Annotated in this window: 18 protein-coding genes and 1 tRNA gene; 11 read left to right on the top strand and 8 right to left on the bottom strand. The window is 60.3% G+C overall.

The genetic code is table 11. The features are described 5' to 3' along the window. Both NCT03_RS05680 and NCT03_RS05675 read right to left on the bottom strand, forming a co-directional pair. Positions 1–313 (bottom strand): transposase (locus NCT03_RS05680; RefSeq protein ID WP_502800351.1); only part of this gene is annotated, 313 nt, incomplete at its 3' end. A gap of 131 nt (positions 314–444) precedes the next feature. Next, positions 445–996 carry a YdcF family protein gene (locus tag NCT03_RS05675; RefSeq protein WP_250492169.1) on the bottom strand — a complete coding sequence of 184 codons (552 nt, stop codon included), beginning with the start codon at positions 994–996 and terminating at the stop codon, positions 445–447. On the opposite strand from NCT03_RS05675, the gene NCT03_RS05670 reads away from it, so the two are divergent. Further along, positions 997–1,320: a hypothetical protein gene (locus NCT03_RS05670; RefSeq protein WP_244827637.1), complete on the top strand. Its 324-nt coding sequence runs from the start codon at positions 997–999 to the stop codon at positions 1,318–1,320. Here the strand turns inward: NCT03_RS05670 and NCT03_RS05665 are convergent. Beyond that, complete coding sequence (locus NCT03_RS05665; protein ID WP_250492168.1) at positions 1,312–1,965, bottom strand: N-acetylmuramoyl-L-alanine amidase; 654 nt, start codon at positions 1,963–1,965, stop codon at positions 1,312–1,314. The two genes, NCT03_RS05670 and NCT03_RS05665, sit on opposite strands and share 9 nt — an antisense overlap. 124 nt (positions 1,966–2,089) lie before the next feature. Continuing rightward, the gene (locus tag NCT03_RS05660) at positions 2,090–2,677 is read right to left on the bottom strand and encodes a PAAR domain-containing protein (RefSeq protein ID WP_350030139.1); all 588 of its coding nucleotides are present in this window, start codon (positions 2,675–2,677) and stop codon (positions 2,090–2,092) included. Positions 2,678–3,170: 493 nt separating this feature from the next. Here NCT03_RS05660 and NCT03_RS05650 point away from each other — a divergent pair, with 493 nt between their 5' ends. Continuing rightward, the gene (locus tag NCT03_RS05650) at positions 3,171–3,539 is read left to right on the top strand and encodes a hypothetical protein (protein WP_250492165.1); all 369 of its coding nucleotides are present in this window, start codon (positions 3,171–3,173) and stop codon (positions 3,537–3,539) included. Between the two features lie 44 nt (positions 3,540–3,583). On the opposite strand, the gene NCT03_RS05645 is transcribed toward NCT03_RS05650, so the two are convergent. The 4 genes from NCT03_RS05645 to acs all read right to left on the bottom strand — a co-directional run bounded on the left by NCT03_RS05645 (position 3,584) and on the right by acs (position 8,341). Beyond that, positions 3,584–3,673: transfer RNA gene (locus NCT03_RS05645), tRNA-Ser, on the bottom strand. Between the two features lie 43 nt (positions 3,674–3,716). Continuing rightward, on the bottom strand, positions 3,717–5,741 hold the full coding sequence (locus NCT03_RS05640) for a sodium:solute symporter family protein (RefSeq protein ID WP_250492164.1): 2,025 nt from the start codon (positions 5,739–5,741) through the stop codon (positions 3,717–3,719). Further along, the gene (locus NCT03_RS05635) at positions 5,738–6,097 is read right to left on the bottom strand and encodes a DUF4212 domain-containing protein (RefSeq protein ID WP_370652101.1); all 360 of its coding nucleotides are present in this window, start codon (positions 6,095–6,097) and stop codon (positions 5,738–5,740) included. Before NCT03_RS05635 ends, NCT03_RS05640 begins: the two co-directional genes overlap by 4 nt. Positions 6,098–6,358: 261 nt before the next feature. Then, on the bottom strand, positions 6,359–8,341 hold the full coding sequence (gene acs / locus NCT03_RS05630) for an acetate--CoA ligase (RefSeq protein WP_250492162.1): 1,983 nt from the start codon (positions 8,339–8,341) through the stop codon (positions 6,359–6,361). A 303-nt stretch (positions 8,342–8,644) separates the two neighbouring features. On the opposite strand from acs, the gene NCT03_RS05625 reads away from it, so the two are divergent. The 9 genes from NCT03_RS05625 (at position 8,645) to NCT03_RS05585 (ending at position 16,087) form a co-directional block, all read left to right on the top strand. Next, the gene (locus NCT03_RS05625) at positions 8,645–9,544 is read left to right on the top strand and encodes a DMT family transporter (protein ID WP_250464365.1); all 900 of its coding nucleotides are present in this window, start codon (positions 8,645–8,647) and stop codon (positions 9,542–9,544) included. Positions 9,545–9,748: 204 nt separating this feature from the next. Further along, positions 9,749–10,285, top strand: a complete 537-nt coding sequence (locus NCT03_RS05620; RefSeq protein ID WP_404989359.1) for a TIGR00645 family protein — start codon at positions 9,749–9,751, stop codon at positions 10,283–10,285. A gap of 54 nt (positions 10,286–10,339) precedes the next feature. After that, complete coding sequence (locus NCT03_RS05615; RefSeq protein WP_250492158.1) at positions 10,340–11,863, top strand: fumarate hydratase; 1,524 nt, start codon at positions 10,340–10,342, stop codon at positions 11,861–11,863. Between the two features lie 195 nt (positions 11,864–12,058). After that, the gene (gene bfr, locus NCT03_RS05610) at positions 12,059–12,535 is read left to right on the top strand and encodes a bacterioferritin (RefSeq protein ID WP_244827626.1); all 477 of its coding nucleotides are present in this window, start codon (positions 12,059–12,061) and stop codon (positions 12,533–12,535) included. 13 nt (positions 12,536–12,548) lie between these two features. Continuing rightward, positions 12,549–13,433 carry a glutamate racemase gene (gene murI, locus NCT03_RS05605; RefSeq protein WP_250492157.1) on the top strand — a complete coding sequence of 295 codons (885 nt, stop codon included), beginning with the start codon at positions 12,549–12,551 and terminating at the stop codon, positions 13,431–13,433. Between the two features lie 166 nt (positions 13,434–13,599). After that, the gene (locus NCT03_RS05600) at positions 13,600–13,842 is read left to right on the top strand and encodes a (2Fe-2S)-binding protein (protein WP_250464357.1); all 243 of its coding nucleotides are present in this window, start codon (positions 13,600–13,602) and stop codon (positions 13,840–13,842) included. Between the two features lie 292 nt (positions 13,843–14,134). Further along, positions 14,135–14,872, top strand: coding sequence for an energy transducer TonB (locus NCT03_RS05595; protein WP_244827623.1), 738 nt, complete (start codon positions 14,135–14,137; stop codon positions 14,870–14,872). Between the two features lie 29 nt (positions 14,873–14,901). Further along, positions 14,902–15,648: a MotA/TolQ/ExbB proton channel family protein gene (locus NCT03_RS05590; protein WP_244827622.1), complete on the top strand. Its 747-nt coding sequence runs from the start codon at positions 14,902–14,904 to the stop codon at positions 15,646–15,648. Between the two features lie 13 nt (positions 15,649–15,661). Continuing rightward, complete coding sequence (locus NCT03_RS05585) at positions 15,662–16,087, top strand: ExbD/TolR family protein (RefSeq protein ID WP_244827621.1); 426 nt, start codon at positions 15,662–15,664, stop codon at positions 16,085–16,087. The last annotated feature ends 89 nt before the right edge of the window (positions 16,088–16,176 follow it).

Below are 16,176 nucleotides of genomic sequence, written 5' to 3'. Positions count from 1 at the left end.
GATCACGCGGCAGATCGACCCTGAGCGGGCCATAATCGGTGATGAGCGTCTTGCCGCTGGCGCCGTTACGTTCGTTGTCCTGGCCGCCGGGTTTCGGCTGCCCCGCCAGGTAGCCCAGATGCATCTTCATCTCGGCGCCCATCGCGCGCTCGATGAGTGCCTTGTTGAACGCCAGCATCAGGTCCTGGACCTCGGTGGGCGTCATCGGGCCTTTGACCAGGTCATCCAGCAGACCTTCCGGAAGGGCAGGCAGCGGCCCTCGGGCCGCTGCCTGAGAAGCGACGGTGCGTTTCTTCTTCATCGGCATATCCATGACTTTTACCTCACCTCTCATAATATGCCTCGCCCACAGAATTACGGATAGGTCCCCGGCTGGTTGCGCCAACCAGTCCGACTGCTAGCAAACCTGCTTAACTGTGCCGCTAGACACCGGCTGGACTGATACTAGATCGGGCGGATGACATACCAAACTAGAGCTGGCACTTCGCGCAAGACGGAATAGGCGTCCCGCGCCTCCCAGAATCGCGGATATGCACCACTAACGTTGCTCACACCAAAACGCCTAAGCGTAAGCATCGTTCTTGGAAGATGAAAATACTGCGTCACTACCAACGCACTTGATAGTCCTCGATTTCGCATAAAAGCGCTAGCGTTACGCGCAGTAGCCCAAGTGTCGTTTCCCGCACGATCAATCACGATGTTGCGAGACGGAACGCCACGACGCACAAGGTAGCGATACATGACAAGCGCTTCGTCATTACCCGACGCTTCAATGCCACCACTCACAAAGACGAGTTTGCATTGTTGTTGCTGATAGCACTGGAAAGCTCGTTCAAGCCTTGCCGCCAACCGTGCTGACGGACTACCATCGGCATCTACCGTGTTTCCCAGCACGATGGCGACGTCCGCCGGGCGCTGCAGGGAAAACAAACCTACCGAAACTAGCCCCGCCGCCGAAAGCAGCCAAAGATAAACAATTATTTTTAAATAGCGCAAATGAAAATCCTCATCGGCATCTGTTTCGTTGTCGTTCTCGCATGGCTTTCCATTACTACGAGCCTACCGCGCGCCCCAGTCGCCCAGCCGTGTACGCAAGAGTGGTTTTCATATCTGGACAACCACTACTTCGACATTTCAGATAGCGACGGACACGGTCCGGACATGGGCAACAGCGAGTGGTTCGACGCATTTGAGGAAAAAGCCAAGCTGCCTGTGACGAATCGTCTTCCGAAACAGCAACGCTGCCAGCTAATTCAAGACCAGCTTGCGCGTCGAAGCTACATCATTAACGAACAGCTTGGCTGGGCAATCTCACTTTGAAGGTGCGCCAAGCCCGAATTTCGCCCGCATTGCCTCGACTACCTGCATCCCATACTTACCCGGACATGCCCGCCCCTCGTTACCGGGTGCTAGAAGCTGATATTCGCGATGCCCCCCTAACGCCGTGATGTTGAAAACATCGTTCAATGTTGCTATCAACGCTGACAGGGCATCAATCTGCGCCTTCGTCGGCATCGCGTGGTCAAAGGCCACGGAATCTTTCGCTATGTCCATCGATCCTTTCAACTTCTGCCAAAGCGATTTCCGGCTGTACTCCTGCTGCCAAGCTTCGCCGGCTTCGGCCAGATTTTCGAGCAGGACAATACCAAGCTTGCCTGTGTTGTCCCCTTTCACATGGGAACCGGTAAAACGAATGTCACGGGCTTCAATCACCTCGCCGGGGCATGAAACGGCATAGTGATAACCAACGTCATCAAATGCTTGCTCGCCCATATCATAGGTCTGAACCTTCTTCATTTGTTCGATCGCCCCGTGCTCACCCACTGCGCACGAATAACTATGCCCTGCGTGGTGAATCACGATATCCCGATAGTCCCAACGTGACGGCATCAGCGTGTTCTTGGGCGGCTTTGCACCCCAAGACGATCTTTCTAGTAACGGGTAGCCCTTTTGCTTCAATTGCATGATAATCGCCTGCCGAGTTGCGGCTCGATTATTCACAGATATAGATATTGCGCTGGCTCTGCTGTGTCCCGCCGCCGAACGAGTCGATGTCCAATGTTCAATGTTGTAATCTGCGGTCATATCCCTACGTCCCTGTACCCGGTTTGAGTTCGCGTTTCGGTGACGAGAAAACGACGTGTAAATCGATAGTACTTTCCCCGTCTGTTTCAATCTTTGCGTACCCGCTCGCGTCCGTTTTGCCGGATTGTTTAACTCCAGCTACTCGAGCGACGAAACTTTGGTTACGCAGCGCCTCGCCCGTAATGCTGTCCTGCACATAGAACCAGCTCGCATATTTGTCCTTACTGCCAATTTGTTCGACAGTCTCTGCGATTTCCGCTGGGATGCCCGAGTTCGCTGCAAGTTGCTGTTTGATGACTCCAAGGCTCTCGGCCATGTCGTCGTACCAAGCTTCGCCCGCAAGCATGGCGAAGATGCGCGGATGCTCGGAGCAACCGCATATGACCACATCGTCATGGGCTGCAATCTCGCTGATGAAGAAATTCATACGACGCGGCCCGCCAACCTTAGCGATGTATCCGGTCGTTTTGCAGACGGGGCAGTACGCCGCCCCGCCAATGAGAGCGGCTTGATGCCCATGAACGAGAAATTGCGGTCCTTCGTAAGAGCAAATTTCGCCATCGTTGTCGAGCTTGTCTCCGACAACCGCTATTACGACGCATCATGACCGAGCCTCGCGATGTGTTTCGTTATGCTTGATTTTTGGCATGTAATTCATTTCTGTCTCGTATGCTCGCTCGGCTTGAGCGGCATCGTCAGCATACGAGCGGCGCGACGGCGCATAACAAGATTCAAACGGACACACGTCAAATTTAACTAATTTTTACGGCGTCGTAGAATCAACGCTGCGGATTTGTATCGTATTCTGCAAAGTCTGACGCGTGGTTGCGCTGGGACAGGCTTGGCAGCCTGTAGTGAGTTTGCAACCCGCGACGCCCGCACAATGCAGTGAAGCGATAGAACCCAAGCGCGACAGACCGCTCGCGCATGGTGCTTTGTCACGCCTATGGGCGGGACGTGGCAGGGATCCTGAAAGGGTTGCCGGTAATGGTTGTACTCACCCGGTCTGCCAACCTTGTCACTGTTCCCGCCCGCCCTTTCCTTCGAAGGGCGCGGCTCCGGGCTTCACACAGGAGCGAGACAGCATGAAAGAAAAGAGGAAGGCAACGGCCAGCAAGGCAACCCGCGATCCAATAGACTCGCCTTCGCCGAACGCGCGCAACGCAGAGTATCCCGGATGGATGTCGATATCCGAACGCAGTGGCAAACCCGGCCATTGCGGACCGCACTACATGATGACGGCAGGCGTCGATTATCAGGCACGAGCAACGTTCGCCCTTACCGGGCTCGTCTCACTCCTGCGCTTGTTATCTGATGAAGAACAAGCCACCAAAGCTATATACAGAGTTCTGGACCATTGGGAACTGTCCGCACTCTTTAATACGCTCGCTGAGGCGCCAAGGCCGAGGAAAAGTGTGCCCGTGATGGGCCAAATGATGGGCAAAAAAAAATAAAGCCCCGTAACGCATTGAGTTAAAGGGGCTTTTATGCATTCTTCTGGCGGAGAGAGGGGGATTCGAACCCCCGATAGGTTTTACCCTATACACGCTTTCCAGGCGTGCGACTTAAACCGCTCATCCATCTCTCCGGAAGACCGCGATTATACCAACTTCCCGCCGCCCCGCCACCCCCTACGGATGTCGAATGTAATCGACGAGCGCGCGCGTGTAAGCATCCGGCTTCCGGTCGAGAAGACTCACGACGATCGCCACCGCAAAACCGGCCGGCACACCGAAGACGCCAGAACTGATCGGCTCGATGCCAAGCCAGCGATGCCCAGCGAAGCCGGTCAGTTGCACGAAGAACGGATACGTCGACACGATGTAATACACGCACACGACAAGCCCAGCAATCATCCCGGCGACCACGCCGCGCTGCGTGGTGCGCTTCCAGAACACACCGAGCACCAGCGCTGGAAACAAACTTGATGCCGCCAGCGAAAACGCGGCTCCCACCAGAAAGAGAATATTTCCCGTATTGAGCGACGCCACCCACGATGCCAGCAACGCCACGCCCAGCAACAAGATTTTGGAGATGGTGACGCGCCGCTGACTCGTCGCGTTCTTATCGACCATGCAGTAATAGACATCGTGCGAAAGCGCATTCGCGATGGTCAGCAGCAAGCCATCCGCCGTCGAGAGCGCGGCCGCCAGCGCGCCCGCCGCGATCAATCCCGATATCACGTACGGCAAGCCCGCGATTTCCGGCGCGGCGAGCACGACCATGTCGGGCTGCATCTGGATTCCCGCCCAACGCACGATGCCATCGCCATTCACATCGCTGATATGGATGAGATACGGCTCCACGCGCCGCCATTGCGTGACCCACTGCGGCAGGTCCGCGAACCGGTGGCCGACAATGCCCGTCAGAATCTCGTGCTTGATGAGCACCGCGAGCACCGGCACGGTCAGATAGAACAGCGCCACGAAGAACAAGGTCCAGCCAACCGAGCGCCGCGCCGATGCCACCGATGTGGTCGTGTTATAGCGCGTGAGGATGTGCGGCAGACTGGCCGTGCCGATCGACAGGCACAGCAGCAGCGACAAGAAATTGAGTTGATGCGAGCGCGGCGTCTCATCGCTCGCGGAGTCCGGCGCGAAGGCTTCGACCATCGAAACCGGAGCCGCGACGCGCTCGGTCAGGGCATCGCGTTCGCGCGTCCACTTGACTTTCGCATCCGCGGGATCGCGGGGGAACGAAGCCAGTTCGCGCTCGCGCTCGTTGATTTCGCGCAGCGGTCCGTTATGCCGGCGCAGGTCCGCGACTTCGTTGACGAGACGGCCGTGTTCGTCGAAGAACGACTTCGGTAGCGCGTCGATACGCTGCTGCATCCGCGCCGCCTGACGCTGATAATCCATCCGCACGCGCGCTTCGTCGGGTGACGCCGCGACTTCGCGCTCGAGGGCTTCGACTCGCTCCATCACGCGGCCATAGTTGAGTTGCGGCAGCCAGCCGAGGCCTTCGCGATGCGCGATCATCGACACGGGAATCAGCATCGCGCTGATCAGAATGATGTACTGCGCGACCTGCGTCCACGTCACCGCGCGCATGCCGCCGAGAAAGGAGCACACGAGAATGCCCGCGAGCCCGCAGAAGATGCCGATGGAAAACTCGATGCCGATAAAGCGCGACGCGATCAATCCGATGCCCTGAATCTGCGCGACGAGATAGACGAACGAGCAGAGTATCGCCGCGATGGCCGCGAGCGCGCGCACGAGGTTGCTGGAAAAGCGCGTACCGAGGAAGTCGGGAATGGTGTAGCGCGCGAGTTTGCGCACGTACGGCGCGAGCAGGAACGCGACGAGGCAGTAGCCGCCGGTCCAGCCCATCACGTAGGCGAGGCCGTCATAGCCGCTTGCATAGATCGATCCCGCGAGTCCGATGAACGACGCCGCCGACAGCCAGTCCGCCGCGGTCGCCATGCCATTGAACGCCGACGGCACGCGCCGGCCCGCGACATAGTATTCGACGAGATCGGACGTGCGCGAAAGCAGTCCGATGACCGCATACACCGCGATCGGCACGAACAGGAACACGTAGCCTATCCACATGCCCGGCCCGGTCGTGCGCTCGATGCGCTCCATCAGAAAGATAAAGAGCAAAAACCCGAGCGTATAGAGCGCGTAGGCGAGGATCAGCCGGTTCGTGAGCTTCATCGCGCGGCCGCGTCCATTGCGTCTTGTCTCGCCGATAACGCGGCCGCGCGCGAAAGACGCGCATCGGCAATCTGCATCAGCACGATATAGACGAGGATCAACGCGACATAGACGAGTATCGCGCCTTGCGCCCCGAAGTAGAACGGCAGCGGAAAGCCCGCGACGCGCACGTGCGCGAGACGCTGCGCGAAAAGCGGCACGCCGAACGAGACGACGAAACCGATCGTGAGCAGCACGCCGATCAACGCGATATTAAAGCGCCAATACGCCCGATGCGCGCGCGCCATTGCCGCCGGCACGAGCGGCGGAGCGGGAAGCGTGGGTGGCGCGGAATCGGCGGGCGGCGGCATGACCATGCGGTTATTTACCAAAACCGCATGGTATCGGCAATCGGGGACTACAGTGGGATGGGATGTGCGGACGCGGATGGAGTTCGAATCCGACTGCGTTTGCCCTGGCTGGACAAGTCCCCTGCCGAGACGACCGAATGGAATGGCAAGGAGACGGAGAGGCTCACGTACCTGCCCTCGTCGATCGAGCTAAACCGCAATCACGGCATGCAGCTAAACGCGATGCGGCGCGCGCCTTGACGTGCGCGACACATCGCAAACCGTCAATCAACGCGCCTCGCCGAGCTGATCCAGAATAGCCGGATTCTCGAGCGTCGAAACATCCTGCGTAATCTGCTCGCCCTTCGCGAGCGAACGCAGCAGACGCCGCATGATCTTGCCCGAACGCGTCTTCGGCAAATTCTCACCGAAGCGAATGTCCTTCGGCTTGGCGATCGGTCCGATCTCCTTGCCAACCCAATTGCGAAGCTCGTTGGCAATCTGCTTCGCTTCATCGCCCTCAGGACGATCGCGCTTGAGCACGACGAACGCCACGACGGCTTCACCGGTCGTGTCGTCCGGACGGCCGACGACTGCCGCCTCCGCGACCATCGGGTTCGCAACCAGCGCCGATTCGATCTCCATCGTCCCGAGCCTATGACCGGAGACGTTCAGCACGTCGTCGATACGGCCCATGATCGTGAAATAACCGGTGTCCTTGTCGCGCACGGCGCCATCGCCCGCGAGATACAGCTTGCCGCCGAGTTCCTCGGGAAAGTAGCTCGACTTGTAGCGGTCCGGGTCGCCCCAGACGTTGCGCAGCATGGACGGCCACGGACGCTTGACCACCAGAATGCCGCCTTGTCCGTTCGGCACGTCCTGACCGGTTTCATCGACGATAGCGGCCATGATGCCCGGCAACGGCAACGTGCACGACCCCGGCACGAGCGGCGTCGCGCCCGGCAGCGGCGTGATCATGTGGCCACCGGTTTCGGTCTGCCACCAGGTGTCGACGATAGGACACTGCCCGCCGCCCACGTTCTCGTGATACCACATCCACGCTTCGGGATTGATCGGCTCGCCGACGGTGCCGAGAATGCGCAGGCTCGACAAATCGAAACTCTTCGGATGGACCTTCTGATCCGCTTCCGAGACCTTGATGAGCGAGCGGATCGCAGTCGGCGCCGTGTAGAAGATCGTGACCTTGTGGCGCGCGATCATCTCCCAGAAACGGCCGGCGTGCGGATACGTGGGCACGCCTTCGAACATGACTTGCGTCGCTCCAATGGCGAGCGGCCCGTACGCAATGTAACTATGTCCCGTGATCCAGCCGATGTCCGCCGTACACCAGAAGACATCGCCCGGCTTCATGTCGAAGGTCCACTTCATGGTCTGCGCGGCCCACAGCAACACGCCCGCCGTGCTGTGCTGCACGCCCTTCGGCTTGCCCGTGGAACCCGACGTGTACAGAATGAAGAGCGGATGCTCCGCGCTCACCCATTCCGGCTCGCACGTCGCCGATTCATTCTCGACTACGTCGTGCAGCCAGGAGTCGCGTCCTTCGGTCCATTGCACCTTGCCGCCCGTGCGGCGATACACGATGACGTTCTTCACCGCCTCGCAGCCGCCGGCCGCGAGCGCTTCATCGGCGATGCTCTTGAGCGGCAACGCCTTGCCGCCGCGCATCTGCTCGTCGGCGGTGATGAGCGCGACCGCGCCGACATCGACGAGACGTTCGTTGAGCGACTTCGACGAGAAGCCGCCGAACACGACCGAATGCGTCGCGCCGATCCGCACGCAAGCCTGCATGGCGACCACGCCTTCCACCGACATCGGCAGATAGATCACCACGCGATCGCCCTTCTTCACGCCGCGCTTTTTGAGTGCATTGGCCAGACGGCATACGCGGTCGAGCAAGTCCTGATACGTGACGTTGGTGACCGTGCCGTCGTCGGCTTCGAAGATGATGGCATTGTCGCCGCCGCGGCCCGCTTCGACATGGCGATCGAGACAGTTATACGAAGCGTTCAGCTCGCCGTCTTCGAACCACTTGTAGAACGGCGCCTTGGATTCGTCGAGCACGCGGGTAAAGGGCTTGTGCCATGACAGCGTTTCGCGCGCGAGCCGCGCCCAGAAACCTTCGTAATCGCGTTCGGCTTCGGCGACGAGCGCCTTGTAAGCCTCCATGCCGGAGATGGCCGCGCCCGCCGATGCCTTCGCAGACGGCGGGAACACGCGTTTTTCCTGAAGAACCGATTCGATCGCAGACATCGACAACCTCTCTGATGGTGATTCCAAAAGCCGGCGGCGCGCTTCGTTGCTACCGCGTGCCGCATGTTATGAAGTTCGAAAGCCGGAAAGCGTGCTTCGTTCCCGGCCGAACCTTGTCTCCTTTCAAGGAACGGTGTCGCTCGTAAAGCGCTGCCATCCCGCATGTACTCCAAGATATGCCGTTCAACTTACCCGCTTCTTACGCGCGCCGGTCAAGAGGCACGGGGTATACGCGGAGTCGCGGCGGCTTCGATTACAATGCGTCCCCACAATCGTAACTGAACTCGCAGTGCGGATTCCAGCTTGAATCGCTACGCCTTTTTACTCATCGCAGCCATGCTGCTCGTCGGAAGCAACGTCGGTATCGGCAAGTCCATCGTCGCGTCCGTTCCCGTTCCGCTCTTCGCGCTTCTGCGCTTCGTGATCGCCCTCTTGGTCCTTTGGCCGCTCTTCCGGCTCCCCAAGATGAGGCAGGTCGCGCGCGGCGAATGGATCAACCTCTTTCTGCAGGCATTCTTCGGCACATTCGGCTTCACGCTTCTGATGTTGAATGGCGTCGCACGCACGAGCGCGGTCGCGGCGGGCGTCATCACGAGCACGATTCCGGCTGTCGTCGCGCTCTTCTCGTGGCTCTTTCTCAAGGAGAAGCCGAGCGGACGCGCGTTCGCATCGATCGCGCTTGCGATTGCGGGCGTGCTCGTCATCAACGTCGCGCAAAGTGGCGATGCCTACGCCGACGGCAGCGCGGGCTCGCTCACGGGCAATCTGATGGTGCTCGGCGCGGTGTGCTGCGAGTCGCTCTATGTGATCCTGTCGCGGCGTCTGACGCAAACGCTGCCGGCCATCGACATCTGCGCTTATACGCATGGCATAGGCTTCGTGCTGATGCTGCCGTTCGGCGCGGCTTCGTTTGTTGCGTTCGACTGGCGCGGCGTCGAACCGCTCACCTGGGCGCTCGTACTCTGGTATGGACTCTCGGCGAGCATCTTCTCGTTCTGGCTGTGGATGAAAGGCATCCGCCATGTCGACGGCAGTCTCGCCGGCGTGTTCTGCGCCGTGCTGCCGATTGCCGCCGCGATCTACGGCATCGCGTTTCTCGGGGAGCGGCCGAGTTTCGCGCATGGCATCGCACTCGCCTGTGTGGTCGCGGGCATCGGGCTCGCGAGCATGAAGACGCGCGCGACGGTATCGGTTGCCGAGTAGTCGCGCCGACACGCGCGCATTTTGAAAGCCGGGCGGATCGTCACATACAACTTGCTACAATGGCGGGCTTCCTGAGCGCGGGTCCACGACCCGCGCGCGTTTCCTGTTCGTTGCTTCTTCCCTTTCCTCGTCCGACAGCCGACCGACAAGCCGCCCATGCCCGCTTCCAAGCACACACCCGACTCGCGCGTCCAACCCGGCTCGATGAAGGCGCTGCCGAAAATCATCTTCATGAGCCGCTGGCTGCAGGTGCCGCTGTATCTGGGCTTGATCGTCGCGCAAGGCGTGTACGTCGTGCTGTTTCTGAAGGAAGTCTGGCATCTCGTCACGCACGCAATGACGCTCGATGAAACCAACATCATGCTGGTCGTGCTCGGCCTCATCGACGTGGTGATGATCTCGAACCTGCTGATCATGGTGATCGTCGGCGGCTACGAAACCTTCGTGTCGCGTCTGGGCGTGGAAGGTCATCCCGACGAGCCCGAATGGCTCGACCACGTCAACGCGGGCGTGCTGAAGGTCAAGCTCTCGATGGCGCTCATCAGCATCTCGTCGATCCATCTTCTCAAAACCTTTATCAACCCGGACCAGCATACGTTTCATACGGTGCTGTGGCAGGTGATCATCCATATGGCCTTCCTGTTCTCGGCGCTCATCATGGCGTACGTCGACAAGCTGACCACGCATACGCATCCCGCACATTTTCACAGCGAAGTCGCGCCCCGAAGCGCGCTCGACTGAGCCTCAGGCGTCATCAGAACGCACAAATATATTCGTCCCCGAAAAGCCCAAGCCATGACCGTCATCAAGCAGGAAGACCTGATCCAGAGTATTGCCGACTCGCTGCAATACATCAGCTATTACCATCCGCTCGACTACATTCAGGCGCTCGGCCGCGCCTACGAGCTGGAGGAAAGCCCGGCCGCGAAGGACGCCATCGCGCAGATCCTGACCAATAGCCGCATGTGCGCGGAAGGCAAGCGTCCGATCTGCCAGGACACGGGCATCGTGACCGTGTTCGTCAAGGTTGGCATGGACGTGCGTTGGGACGGCGCGACGATGAGCGTCACCGACATGATCAACGAAGGCGTGCGCCGCGGTTACCTGAACCCGGACAACGTGCTGCGCGCGTCCATCGTGAGCCCGCCCGAAGGCGCGCGCAAGAACACGAAGGACAACACGCCCGCCGTGATCCACTACGAGATCGTGCCGGGCGACAAGGTCGACGTGCAGGTCGCGGCCAAGGGCGGCGGCTCGGAAAACAAGTCTAAGTTCGCGATGCTGAATCCGTCGGATTCCATCGTCGACTGGATCATCAAGACCGTGCCGACGATGGGCGCGGGCTGGTGTCCGCCCGGCATGCTCGGTATCGGCATCGGCGGCACGGCGGAAAAGGCGATGCTGATGGCCAAGGAATCGCTCATGGACCCCATCGACATTCAGGACGTCATCGCGCGCGGACCGCGGGACTGGATCGAAGAACTGCGCGTGGAACTGCACGAGAAGGTGAATGCGCTTGGTATCGGCGCGCAAGGTTTGGGCGGGCTTGCCACCGTGCTCGACGTGAAGATCATGGCGGCGCCGACGCACGCGGCGTCCAAGCCCATCGCGATCATTCCGAACTGCGCGGCCACGCGTCACGCTCACTTCATGCTCGACGGCTCGGGCGCGGCGAAGCTCGAAGCGCCGCCGCTCGACGCGTGGCCGGACGTGACCTGGGCGCCGAATACGGAAACCAGCAAGCGCGTCGATCTGAACACGCTGACGCCGGAAGAAGTGGCTTCCTGGAAGCCGGGTCAGACGTTGCTCTTGTCGGGCAAGATGCTCACGGGCCGCGACGCGGCGCACAAGCGCATTGCCGACATGCTCGCCAAGGGCGAAAAGCTGCCGGTCGATTTCACCAACCGCGTGATCTATTACGTCGGCCCGGTCGACCCGGTGCGCGACGAAGCCGTCGGTCCCGCCGGCCCGACCACGGCCACGCGCATGGACAAGTTCACGGAGATGATGCTCGCGCAAACCGGCCTCATCTCGATGATCGGCAAGGCCGAACGCGGGCCTGTCGCCATCGAGGCCATCAAGAAGCACAACGCGGCGTATCTGATGGCCGTGGGCGGCGCGGCATATCTCGTCTCCAAGGCCATCCGCGAAGCGAAGGTGCTGGCGTTCGAAGACCTCGGCATGGAAGCCATCTACGAATTCGACGTGCGGGACATGCCGGTGACGGTCGCCGTCGATTCGCAAGGCACGTCGGTACACAAGACGGGTCCCGCCGAATGGCAGGCGAAGATCGGCAAGATTCCCGTCGCGACGGTCTGATCGATCGAGGCCGCGCGGATCGCGGCCAATGAAGAGCCGGACCGCGCGTCCGGCTCTTTTGTTTTGGAGAAGCGGTATCGAGAAGGATTTCCATTCTCAGTTTTATCGCAATTAAAAAAGATTCACTCATCCTTGGCAGAGCCGTTAAGAACGTTTATCTTTGCGGGATGCCCCACGCTATGAAAAGGAACAATCATGAAAGGCGACGCTAAAGTCATCGAATATCTGAACGCGCAGTTGAAAAATGAACTGACCGCGATCAATCAATACTTCCTGCACGCGCGGATGTACAAGCACTGGGGCCTGGAAAAGCTCGGCAAGCATGAGTACGACGAATCGATTGGCGAAATGAAACACGCCGACTGGCTCATCCAGCGCGTGTTCATGCTCGACGGTCTGCCGAACCTGCAAGACCTGCACAAGCTACTTATCGGCGAAGAGACCAAGGAAATCCTCGAGTGCGACCTGAAGCTCGAACAGATTTCGCAGTCCACGTGCAAGGAGGCGATTGCCTATTGCGAATCGGTGCGCGATTTCGTCTCGCGCGATATCTTCGACAAGATCCTGAACGACACCGAGGAACACATCGACTGGCTGGAAACGCAACTGGATCTGATCGACAAGGTTGGCATCCAGAACTACCAGCAGACTATGATGGGCGAAGGCGAGTAAAGATCTGTCCGCAATGTCAGTAGTTGTCGTACCCACAATCATGCCGAACGCGCGTGCTCCGACAAACGCGAGCGCGCCGGTCGGCATTTTCGATTCCGGTCTCGGCGGCTTGTCGGTGCTGCGTGCGGTGCGGGCGTTGCTTCCGCACGAGCGGCTCGTCTATGTCGCGGACTCGTTGTACGCGCCCTACGGCGAGCGCGATGACGATTTCATCGTCGACCGCACCATGGCTATCGGCGAATGGCTTGTCGCGCAAGGCGCCAAAGCGCTCGTCGTCGCATGCAATACGGCAACCGCGCAATCGATCGCGCTCGTGCGCGAGCGGCTTTCCATTCCGCTCGTGGGCGTCGAACCGGGCGTGAAACCTGCCGCCGCCGTTTCCAAGACGCGCGTCGTCGGCGTGTTGGCAACCGCGGTGACCTTGCGCAGCGCGCGCTTCCAGTTGCTGCTCGAACGTTACGCGGGCGATTGCCGCTTCATCTGCCAGCCGGGACACGGTCTCGTGCAGGCCGTCGAACGCTGCGATACGTCGTCGCCGGAACTCATGGCGCTGCTCGAAGGCTATCTCGCGCCTATGCTCGAAGCCGGCGCGGATACTCTGGTGCTCGGCTGCACGCACTATCCGTTTCTCGACCGCGCCATTCGCGAGATCGCCGGCGAACGGCTGCAACTCGTCGATACCAGCGTCGCCATCGCGCGCCAGCTCGACCGTCTGCTGGAAACGAACGCGCTGAAAAACTCATCGGCTGCGGTGGAATCCATGCCGCGCTTTTGCTCGACCGCCGACGGCGAACCCCAGCGTCAGCTCGCGGCATCGCTTCTGCATCTCGACGCCAGCGTCGAGCACGTGCTGATCCCTTCGCGACGCACGCGCCTTGCCGAACCCGACATCGTCTAAGGGTTTTTCCGGGGCGTCATAGCCGTCGGAGCCCGCCAGCAAACGCTCCTAAGCAATAAATCGGCTAACACACGCGCTGTGTTACAAAAAACACAGAACCCGGCTTGCCAAGAGCGTCTTACTGAATGATAATAATTCGCATTAACGCAAGCTATCGCGAACGACCATGATCGTCTGTGTCTGCAAAGCAGTTTCCGACCGTAAGATCCGCTCCGCCATCGCCGATGGAATGGAATCCTTCGACGAGCTCCAGTTCGAGCTTGGGGTCGCGCTATGCTGCGGGAAGTGCGAAGCAAGCGTGCGCGACGTCATGGCGACGAGCGGTGTCTGCGCGTCGCGCTGTGGAATGGAACAGCGCGAACATGCGCCAGTCGCACCGCTCACGTTCTACGAACGCCAGGCTGCCTGAAGTTACGCGGGCGCGACCGAGATAGCGCTCGGCGCCCCGCTGTCGGCGAAGCGCGCCGCTTGGTTTCTTGATCGCTTATCGCAAGCCAGGTTCCGATCACCTACGCCAGCCACGCAACTCTTTGCCCTTAAGGAGGGAAAGATGGAATTGCTGATTGGTTTCGTGGCTACTCTATTCATATCCCTCATTATTTTCAGAAAATGATGTCGTTTGGTTTCTTCCGCGCCGAACCAGCGAACGTACGTAACTTCGATGGCCGCGCTACTGGCAACACCGCAAGCAGCGAATAAGAATGCAGTCCCCGACAACCTCTCCCGCTGTATTCGACACGACGACGCCGAGCAATCTGAACCCGCGCGTGGTGGCCGCGTGCGTCGCCGTGCTGGCGATTCACGCCGCGCTCTTCGGCGTGGCGCTCACCATGCATCGCGAGCCGCTGCCGCGCCCCGTCGAAGCGAAGACGATCACCGCGCAACTGATCAGCGAAACGCCGGCGCCCGCGCCGCAGCCTGTCGCCGTGCAGTCGCCACCGACTCCCGAGCCGCCGAAACCGGTTCCAAAGCCGCAGCCTAAACCGAAGGTCAAACCCAAGGTCGAGCCGAAGCCCACGCCGATGCCGGTGCGCGAGACGCCCTCGCAAATCGCCGCGCCCGCGCCCGATCCCACACCGCCGGCCCCGACACCGCCCGCGCCAGCGCCCGCCGCGCCGGCCGCGCCCGCGATCGGAAAACCGACGATGGATCTGGCCGCGCCAAAGAACGTCGCGCGTCTGAGCTGCAACATCGCGCAGCCGGATTATCCGGCGATGTCGCGGCGTCGCGGCGAAACCGGCACCTCGCTCGTCAAGCTGACGGTCGGTATTACGGGCAAAATCGAGAATGTGACGCTGCAAAAGAGCAGCGGCTCGCAGCGCCTCGACGACGCGGCGCTCGACGCCGTGCGCAGCAGCGCGTGCAGTCCTTACAAAGAGAATGGCGAAGCCATTCGGGCAACCGCCACGGTGCCATTCGTATTCAGTCTGAACGACTGACCGGCTTTTTTTAGAAACAGGAACTGGAAATGAACAACTACGGGATTGCGCACGTCTGGGCGCAAGGCGACTTCGTCACACGCGGTATCGCGCTGGCGCTCGTCATCATGTCGGTGCTTTCGTGGACCGTGATCGTCGTCAAGGGATGGAACGTGCTGCGTCTCAAGCGCCTCACGAAGAACGCCGATCAGGCCTTCTGGCATTCCGACGACTTCAACGACGGCATCAAGAAAATCAGCAGCCAGTCGTCGAATCCGGCTGACAACCCGTACCTCGCGCTGGCGCTGGCCGGTCAGGAAGCGTCCGAGCATCATCATCAGACGCAGCCGCATCTGCACGACCGCATGGATGTGTCGGAGTGGATCACGCGATGCCTGAAAGACGTCATGGATGAAAGCGTCGGCCGCATGCAGGCAGGGCTCGCCGTGCTGGCATCGATCGGCAGTACGGCGCCGTTCGTCGGGCTGTTCGGTACTGTCTGGGGCATTTATCACGCGCTCCTGACAATTGGCGCGACGGGCCAGACGTCGATCGACCAAGTGGCGGGTCCGGTAGGCGAGTCGCTCATCATGACGGCCTTCGGTCTCTTCGTCGCGATCCCTGCCGTGCTCGGCTACAACGCCCTCACGCGCGCGAACAAGAGCGTCGTGACGAAGCTGAACCGCTTCGCGCACGGCTTGCACGCCTTCTTCGTGACCGGCTCGAAGCTGTCGTCGTCCAAGCGCACCAAGGACGCCACGTCCGAAAGCCTGCGTCTCGCGACGCGCGCATCGTAAGCGGAGGTTCAAGATGGCCATGAGCCCTTTCGCCGGCGATGAAGACGACGGCATGATGAGCGAGATCAACATGACGCCGCTCGTCGACGTCATGCTGGTGCTCCTCATCATTTTCCTGGTGACCATCCCCGCGATGCATCACGCCGTGAAGATCGACCTGCCGCACGCAAGCAGCCAGCCGCAAGACGAAAAGCCGTCGCATGTGGATGTCGCGATTCAAGCCGATGGCACGATCGTCTGGGACGAGCAGAAGATCGACGACGCGACGCTCAAGGCGCGCATTGCGCAGGCTTCGCAGCAAAACCCGCAGCCGGAGATTCATCTGCGCGCGGATCGCAAGGTGGCGTACGAACGCGTGGCCGATCTCATGTCCGCGGCCCAGGCGGGCGGACTCACGAAGATCGGTTTTGTGACCGAGCCGAAAGCCGGCGGCAATTAAAGCAGCGCGCAACACAGCCGCAAAAAGTAAAAGGCCTTCATCGTCGGATGAAGGCCTTTTTTATTGCGCACTCGGCGCATTCGGGCAAG

This window comes from Caballeronia sp. GAWG1-1 (assembly GCF_023631465.1).
Lineage (GTDB): Bacteria > Pseudomonadota > Gammaproteobacteria > Burkholderiales > Burkholderiaceae > Caballeronia.
Note: the sequence above shows the minus strand (reverse complement) of the source record. Positions and strands in the feature narration are given on the sequence as shown.

Bases quoted from the DNA above. Each gene is read 5' to 3' on its own strand.
- NCT03_RS05670 (WP_244827637.1), top strand. From the start codon at position 997: ATGAAAATCCTCATCGGCATCTGTTTCGTTGTCGTTCTCGCATGGCTT.
- NCT03_RS05665 (WP_250492168.1), bottom strand. From the start codon at position 1,965: ATGCAATTGAAGCAAAAGGGCTACCCGTTACTAGAAAGATCGTCTTGG.
- NCT03_RS05650 (WP_250492165.1), top strand. From the start codon at position 3,171: ATGAAAGAAAAGAGGAAGGCAACGGCCAGCAAGGCAACCCGCGATCCA.
- NCT03_RS05640 (WP_250492164.1), bottom strand. From the start codon at position 5,741: ATGAAGCTCACGAACCGGCTGATCCTCGCCTACGCGCTCTATACGCTC.
- NCT03_RS05635 (WP_370652101.1), bottom strand. From the start codon at position 6,097: ATGGTCATGCCGCCGCCCGCCGATTCCGCGCCACCCACGCTTCCCGCT.
- acs (WP_250492162.1), bottom strand. From the start codon at position 8,341: ATGTCTGCGATCGAATCGGTTCTTCAGGAAAAACGCGTGTTCCCGCCG.
- NCT03_RS05620 (WP_404989359.1), top strand. From the start codon at position 9,749: ATGAAGGCGCTGCCGAAAATCATCTTCATGAGCCGCTGGCTGCAGGTG.
- NCT03_RS05615 (WP_250492158.1), top strand. From the start codon at position 10,340: ATGACCGTCATCAAGCAGGAAGACCTGATCCAGAGTATTGCCGACTCG.
- bfr (WP_244827626.1), top strand. From the start codon at position 12,059: ATGAAAGGCGACGCTAAAGTCATCGAATATCTGAACGCGCAGTTGAAA.
- murI (WP_250492157.1), top strand. From the start codon at position 12,549: ATGTCAGTAGTTGTCGTACCCACAATCATGCCGAACGCGCGTGCTCCG.
- NCT03_RS05600 (WP_250464357.1), top strand. From the start codon at position 13,600: ATGATCGTCTGTGTCTGCAAAGCAGTTTCCGACCGTAAGATCCGCTCC.
- NCT03_RS05595 (WP_244827623.1), top strand. From the start codon at position 14,135: ATGCAGTCCCCGACAACCTCTCCCGCTGTATTCGACACGACGACGCCG.
- NCT03_RS05590 (WP_244827622.1), top strand. From the start codon at position 14,902: ATGAACAACTACGGGATTGCGCACGTCTGGGCGCAAGGCGACTTCGTC.
- NCT03_RS05585 (WP_244827621.1), top strand. From the start codon at position 15,662: ATGGCCATGAGCCCTTTCGCCGGCGATGAAGACGACGGCATGATGAGC.